Here is a 2,099-nt window from a genome sequence, read left to right as displayed (position 1 = left end):
GTGCCACAGTCCGGGCTCAATGGACGCCGGGGCTACCAGCCCAGGGGCAAGGTGCTGGGCGGTTCCAGCTCGATCAACGCCATGATTTATGCGCGCGGCCACGCCAGCGACTACGACGCTTGGGCCGCACAAGGCAATCCGGGCTGGTCCTATGCCGATGTGCTGCCATATTTCAAGCGCGCCGAAAACAACGAGCGCGGTGCCGATGACTGGCACGGCCAAGGCGGCCCACTCAACGTGATGGATTTGCGCAGCCCGAATCCGTTTCTGTCGGCGTTCATCGAAGCCGGCGAGCAGGCGGGCCACACACACAACCGCGACTTCAACGGCGCTGAGCAAGAAGGTGTGGGGGCCTACCAGGTGACGCACAAGAACGGCGAGCGCTGGAGCGCGGCCAAGGCCTATCTCACGCCCAGCCGGGCCCGGCCCAATCTGCAGGTGATCAGCAACGCCCTCACCACCCGTGTGTGGACCGAACCGGTGGACGACCAACCCCATGTCATGGGTGTGGAGTACCGGGGCAATGGGGGCAGCGGGCCTTTGCAAACGCTGCGCTTGAAACCCGGCGGCGAGGTCGTGCTCAGCGCGGGCGCGTTCGGTTCGCCGCAGCTGCTCATGCTCTCGGGTATTGGGCCGGCCGAGCACCTGCGCGAGCACGGCCTGCCGGTGCGGCACGACCTGCCGGGTGTGGGCGCCAACCTGCACGACCATGTGGACGTGGTGGTGGTGGTCAACGCGCCCCGGCTCACCGATTTGTTTGGCTTGTCCTTGCGCGGCATGGCGAACACGCTGCGCGGCATTGCCGAGTGGCGGCGCCAGCGCAGCGGCATGCTGACCACCAACTTCGCCGAGGCCGGAGGCTTCATCAAGAGCGCACCCGAAGAGCCGATTCCCGATCTGCAACTGCACTTCGTGGTCGGCAAGCTGATCGACCATGGGCGCAAGACCGTGTGGGGCCACGGCTACTCTTGCCACGTGTGTCTGCTGCGCCCCAAAAGCCGGGGCAGCTTGCGCCTGGCCAGTGCCGACCCCCGGGCTGCACCGCTGATCGACCCGGCTTTTTTGAACGACGCGGACGACACGGCGCGACTGGTGCGCGGTTTCAAACGCATGCGCCATTTGCTGCAGCAAACCGCGCTCCAGCGCCACGGCGGGCAGGAGTCTGGCGCGTCGGCGTCTGCGCAGAGCGATGCGCAGATCGAGCAGTTCATCCGCGAACACGCCGACTCGATTTACCACCCGGTAGGCACTTGCCGCATGGGCTCCGACGCGGGCAGCGTGGTGGATGCGCGGCTGCGCGTGCACGGCGTGTCCGGTCTGCGCGTGGTGGATGCCTCGGTCATGCCCAGCGTGGTGGGCGGCAACACCAATGCCCCCGTGATCATGATGGCCGAGAAGGCCGCCGATATGATGCTCGAAGATCGTCTGGCCACCGGGGCCTGACGCGCATCCCGGAGACCCCTATTCATGATTCTCGAACACGCCGACATCCGCATCGATCCCGCCCAGGCCAGCGCTTTTGAAGAAGCCATCACACGCGGCGCCAGCACCGTGATCGCCCAGGCCAAGGGTTTCCAGAGCTACAAGGTCAACCGCAGCATCGAGAGTCCGGACCGCTACATCCTCACCATCCACTGGGACACGCTGGAAGACCACACCGTGGGTTTTCGCCAGTCGGATGCATTCGCCCAGTGGCGTGCCATCGTCGGCCCGTTTTTCGCGCAGCCGCCGGTGGTGGAGCACTTCGCCTTGGTCGGCCAATCGGCCTGAGGCCTGTAGGGATCAGGTGCTGGGGCGGCGCAGGCCAGCGAGGGCCAGACCGAACAGCACAAAGACGCTGCCCGAGACCCGGTTGATCCAGACCACCGCCCGCGGGCGCGCCAACCAGCGGCGCGCGCGGTGGGCCAGCCACACATAGCTGAGCAGGCACGAGAGCGAAGCGCACATGCTCACCGCCACCAGCAGCAAGAATTGCGGCAAGAGGGCTTGTTGGGTGTCGATGAATTGCGGAAACAGCGCACCAAAAAACAGGATCGCCTTGGGGTTGGTGAGCGATACCCACAGGCCCAATCGCAACATGCGGGCGTCGCTTACCGCCT

Annotated in this window: 3 protein-coding genes; 2 read left to right on the top strand and 1 reads right to left on the bottom strand. The window is 65.8% G+C overall.

What is annotated here, in order from left to right; genetic code table 11:
• Positions 1-1,443: GMC family oxidoreductase (locus ABYB95_RS22375; protein ID WP_372662190.1), on the top strand; the 1,443-nt coding region annotated here is incomplete at its 5' end.
• A 24-nt stretch (positions 1,444-1,467) separates the two neighbouring features.
• Positions 1,468-1,770: an antibiotic biosynthesis monooxygenase gene (locus tag ABYB95_RS22370; RefSeq protein ID WP_372662187.1), complete on the top strand. Its 303-nt coding sequence runs from the start codon at positions 1,468-1,470 to the stop codon at positions 1,768-1,770.
• Positions 1,771-1,782: 12 nt separating this feature from the next.
• Here the strand turns inward: ABYB95_RS22370 and ABYB95_RS22365 are convergent.
• Positions 1,783-2,099, bottom strand: a 317-nt coding sequence (locus ABYB95_RS22365) for a LysE family translocator (RefSeq protein WP_372662184.1), incomplete at its 5' end; no start/stop codon positions are given.

It is taken from the genome of Hydrogenophaga sp. (assembly GCF_041633695.1).
Taxonomy (GTDB): domain Bacteria; phylum Pseudomonadota; class Gammaproteobacteria; order Burkholderiales; family Burkholderiaceae_C; genus Hydrogenophaga.
The sequence above is the reverse complement of the archived record's forward strand: the minus strand, read 5'-3'. Positions and strand labels throughout refer to the sequence as shown.